Annotated in this window: 4 protein-coding genes; 2 read left to right on the top strand and 2 right to left on the bottom strand. The window is 53.2% G+C overall.

Annotated features, from left to right (window positions below; translation table 11 throughout):
• Positions 1-831 (top strand): 3-deoxy-D-manno-octulosonic acid transferase (locus ACTHSP_RS17805; RefSeq protein WP_440346573.1); only part of this gene is annotated, 831 nt, incomplete at its 5' end.
• A 347-nt stretch (positions 832-1,178) separates the two neighbouring features.
• On the opposite strand, the gene ACTHSP_RS17800 is transcribed toward ACTHSP_RS17805, so the two are convergent.
• Complete coding sequence (locus ACTHSP_RS17800; RefSeq protein ID WP_440346572.1) at positions 1,179-3,188, bottom strand: OPT family oligopeptide transporter; 2,010 nt, start codon at positions 3,186-3,188, stop codon at positions 1,179-1,181.
• A 248-nt stretch (positions 3,189-3,436) separates the two neighbouring features.
• Between ACTHSP_RS17800 and ACTHSP_RS17795 the strand changes: the two genes are divergently transcribed.
• Positions 3,437-4,441: a quinone-dependent dihydroorotate dehydrogenase gene (locus ACTHSP_RS17795; RefSeq protein WP_440346571.1), complete on the top strand. Its 1,005-nt coding sequence runs from the start codon at positions 3,437-3,439 to the stop codon at positions 4,439-4,441.
• A gap of 56 nt (positions 4,442-4,497) precedes the next feature.
• Here ACTHSP_RS17795 and ACTHSP_RS17790 read toward each other — a convergent pair.
• Positions 4,498-4,974, bottom strand: a 477-nt coding sequence (locus tag ACTHSP_RS17790; protein WP_440346570.1) for a ribonuclease HII, incomplete at its 5' end; no start/stop codon positions are given.

The following is a 4,974-nucleotide window of genomic DNA, read 5'->3' as shown; positions in this document are numbered from 1 at the left end:
ATTCCCCTCTTTTTGGCCAACGCGCGCCTCTCCGAAAAATCCCAACGCGGCTACCTCAAAATCCGCAAGCTGGTCGAGCCTGCCATGCAGAGCCTCTCCGGCTGCTTTGCCCAAACCGCCGCCGATGCCGAGCGCCTGCACCTCATCGGCGCGTCCAACGTCCACGTCTGCGGCAACACCAAATACGACATCGCGCCCCCAGATGACTCGCGCCCGCTTGCCGTCGCCTTTAAAGAACGCATCGGCGCACGAGCCGTCGTCGTCTGCGCCAGCACGCGCGTGTACAAAGGTACAGACGAAGCCGAGCTGCTCCTCAAAGCATGGCAGGGCTACCGCGGCAATGCCTTGCTGGTCATCGTACCGCGCCACCCTGAAAACTTTCAGACGGCCTATGATACCGCCAAATCGCTTGGTTATACCGTGCAAAAACGCAGCGACGGACAACCCGTTTCCCCCGATACACAGGTTTGGATAGGCGACAGCATGGGCGAGCTTGCCGCCTACTACCTCAGCGCAGACATCGCCTTCGTCGGCGGCAGCCTCGTCGATGCCGGCTGCCAAAACATCATCGAACCCATCTCCTGCCGCGTCCCCACCCTCTTCGGCTACTCCAACTACAACTTCGCCCAAGCCTGCAAAGGTGCAGTCGAAGCCAAAGCCGCCGTCCGCGTCGAAACCGCCGAAGCCTGGTACAGAACCACGCGCCAATACCTCGATGACGAAACACTGCGCCAACAGCTGATCAGCCACACCGAGCAATTCATTTCGCAACACCAAGGCGCCAGTGCCAAAATTGCCAAAGCGATTGCGGATTGTTTGAATCAGCGTTAAACAATAAAAAACCGCCCGTTCATGACAAACAGGCGGAAACTGAAAAACAGTTTTTTGTTTTCAGCCGTTTAATTGACTAAGAGCAGGAACAGGGTTAAGATAATCCTAACGACTGTCCGCAGTCTCAGCCATGAACGACCCGTGCGAGTGGTATGTTTCATGATTGAAACCATCCTTTCTAGGGCGGTTTCAGCACAAAGCCCCACTGCAATGGGGCTTTTTTGCTACCAGCCCCGCGATAATTATACCCAAACTTCCTAAAATCATTCCAAACAAATTTCCACTAAAAAGGCCGTCTGAAACCCCAATTTTTTGGGTTTCAGACGGCCTTTTCTCAACCTACAAACTTAACGTCCTGCTTTCAACACGCGGCGTGCAAACACGAACATACCAAAAACAAAAAACGCCAAGCCCAGCCATTTGGCGGCCGTATCCCAGTTTTCCAGGTTCAGGGCCAAAGGCGCATCCGAACCGCCGTTGGTTACCGAGAAGGCGATGATAAACGCCATAATCACACCGATCAGGCTCTCGCCGACAATCAAACCGGCAGAGAACAGCGTACCGATACGTTCCGCATTTTTCAGACGGCCTTCACGGTTTTCTTGACGGCGGGCGATGACGGATTTCAACACCGCCGCCAATACCGCACCAATCACAATCGGCATATTCACAGACGGCGGCAGGTAAATACCCATGCCCACGGCCAACACCGGCAAAGCACGCTTGCCGCCGGAGGATTTGCGCAATGTGAAATCGACCGCAATCAACGCCACGCCGATGCCCACGCCGGTGAAAATATAATCCCATTGCAGATTGTGCGAGAAAATACCTTGGGCGATGGTGGTCATCAAAGTTGCCTGAGGGGCGGCAAGGGCTTGGGCCGCATCCATGCCTTCACGCGGCATCGCGCCGGTAAAGCCGTAGGCTTCATACAAAAGCTCCAACACAGGCGAAATCACCACGGCACCGACAACGCAGCCGACAATCAGCGCAACCTGCTGTTTCCAAGGCGTCGCTTTTACCAGATAACCCGTTTTCAAATCCTGCAGGTTATCATTGGAAATCGAAGCCACACAAATCACAGACGCGCCGCAAAACAGCGTCAATGCCAGCAGGAATTTGCGGTTTGCCTCGTCCGCCATCAAGCCACCTGATTCGCCGACCAGCAGCAACACCAGCGAAATGATAACGATAGAGACGATGCCCACACCCGAAATCGGGCTGGAAGACGAACCGACCAAACCGGCCATATAACCGCAGGCCGCGGCCACCAAAAAGCCGATAATCGAAGCCAGCAGCGTACATACAACCACCAACAGCCAAGCCAAACCGCCGGAAATATGCGAGTCGCCGATAAAGTGGAAGAAAGACACGCCCAACACCAGCATCATCGCCAACACCCAGGCAATCATAGCCTTAGGCGACAAATCCTGTTCCGTGCGTTCGGTCATCTGCGCACCGCCGAAATTGCGGAAAGACAGGCGCATACCCTCGACCATCGGTTTCATCAAAGTCAACAGCGTCCAAATAGCCGCAATACCGATCGTACCCGCGCCGATAAAACGGACCTTTTCCTTCCACAAAGACATCGCAAAAGGAATCATCTCCATATCGGCAGGTTGCGGAATATGCGCCGACAGATAAGGTACGGCCACACCCCATGCAATCGAAATACCCAGCAAAATCGCGATACCGCCGGTCAGACCGACCAAATAGCCCGCGCCCAGCAAGGCCAAAGAAAAGCCCATCGGCACTTGGAACACCGACGCGCCGCCTTTAAACCAAAAGCTCGCGCTGTCCGCCACCACGCGCAAACCGCTTGCGCAGAAGCTCATCAAACCCGCCAGAGCGCCGCCCGACACCAATTCCTTGATACCGCTGCCGCCTTCCTGTTGGTCCGCATCATGGTCGCCGACCTTTAAAATCTCGGCCGCTGCCACACCTTCCGGATAAGGCAAATCGCTCTTCACCACCATCGCATAACGCAAAGGCACAGTGAAAATCACACCCAAAATACCGCCGGACATACACAGCAGCGTAGTCTGCCAAAACGGAAAGCCCGCCCAATAACCGGCCATCAGCAAACCCGGCAGAATAAAAATAATACTGGAGAGCGTACCCGCAGCCGAAGCCTGAGTCTGCACCATATTATTTTCCAGAATATTGCTGCCTTTAAAAAACTTCAAAACCGCCATCGAAATCACCGCAGCCGGAATCGAAGACGCAAAAGTCAGGCCCACCTTCAAGCCCAAATACACATTGGATGCCGTAAAAATCACCGTAATCAACGCGCCGAGTATCATCCCCCGCAGCGTCAGCTCACGGAAACTCGCATAAGGATCAACCGCCTGTTTCATAAAAATCTTCCTGTATCAGGTAAACAATCAAATCAAAACTTTTCAGACGGCCTTTTGATACATCCATCAGGCCGTCTGAAAAGCCTCTCTTTTACCATTTTAATGAACTATCCGACTACACGCAAAAGCCCTATTTATTTTCATTTGACGCCAAACAATAAAATCATATCGATACAGACGTTTGGGGCAGTTTGACGGTTTCAGGTAAAATAACGCCAAATTCATCAACCATTCAGAAAGCCGCCGCCATGTATTCACTCGTCCGTCCCATCCTGTTCCGCTTCGATGCAGAAAAGGCCCATTATTTCACGCTCAACAGTTTGCGTTCTATCGAAAAACTCGGCCTGCTGCCCAAGGTGGACAGCCACACCCGACCAACCGAGCTGATGGGTTTGCAGCTGCCCAATCCGGTCGGTTTGGCGGCAGGTTTGGACAAAAACGGCGAGTGTATCGATGCGTTTGCCGCTTTGGGTTTCGGCTTTGTCGAAATCGGCACGGTAACGCCCAAGCCGCAGCCGGGTAATCCGCAGCCGCGCCTTTTCCGCGTTCCCGAACACCAAGGCATCATCAACCGCATGGGTTTCAACAACCACGGCATCGACGCGATGATCCGCAACATTGAAAACAGCCGCTTTAAAGGCATTTTGGGCATCAACATCGGCAAAAATGCCGTTACGCCGATTGAAAACGCGGCCGACGATTATCTGATTTGTTTGGAAAAAGCCTACGCCCACGCGAGCTACATCACGGTCAATATTTCCTCCCCCAATACGAAAAACCTGCGCGCCTTGCAAGGCGGCGACGAGTTGAGCGCATTGTTGGAAGCCTTGAAAAACAAACAGGCGCAACTGGCGGCCGCGCATGGCAAATATGTACCGCTGGCGGTCAAAATCGCGCCTGATTTGGACGAAGCGCAAATTGACGACATCGCCCATGTGGTTAAATCCGTGGAAATGGACGGCATCATCGCCACCAACACGACCATCGACAAATCAAGCTTGGGCAGCCATCCGCTCGCAGGCGAACAAGGCGGCTTGAGCGGCTTGCCCGTACTCGAGAAAAGCAATCAGGTGTTGAAACTTTTGGCGGAACGCATTGACAGCAAACTGCCGATTATCGGCGTCGGCGGCATTATGAACGGCGCGGACGCGGCAGAAAAGATCCGCTTGGGTGCCAGTGCGGTTCAGGTGTACAGCGGTTTGATTTATCGCGGCCCTGAATTGATTAAAGAGTGTTTGGCTGCGTTGAAATAATACTTTTCCAAAAACAAGGCCGTCTGAAATCTTTCAGACGGCCTTTTGCTATGCTTTCATTCTTCAAACAGATTGCCTTGTGCCAATAAGGTTTTGACCGGTGCGAAATCGCGGCGGTGTTCCGGCAATACGCCGTATTGTTTCAATGCGGCCAAATGTTGCGCCGTGCCGTAGCCTTTGTGGCGGTCAAACTCGTATTGCGGATAGCGTTTCGCCAATTCATACATTTCTGCATCACGCGCGGTTTTGGCCAAAACCGAAGCAGCGGAGATTTCAATAATTTTGCTGTCGCCTTTGACCACTGCTTCGGCAGGAACATTCAAATCTTTCGGTACACGGTTGCCGTCTATCCATACTTTGTCAGGCATGACCGATAGCCCCTCGACTGCGCGCTTCATCGCGGCCATGGTTGCGTGCAGGATGTTCAGTCTCAAGATTTCGTCGGGATCGGCAAAGGCAATGCTCCACGCAACCGCCTGTTCCTTAATCATCTGCGCCAACATATCGCGCTTTTTTTCGCTCAGTTTTTTTGA

The sequence above is a fragment of the Neisseria sp. P0001.S005 genome, assembly GCF_051963715.1.
This window is presented reverse-complemented; position numbering and strand designations above follow the sequence as displayed.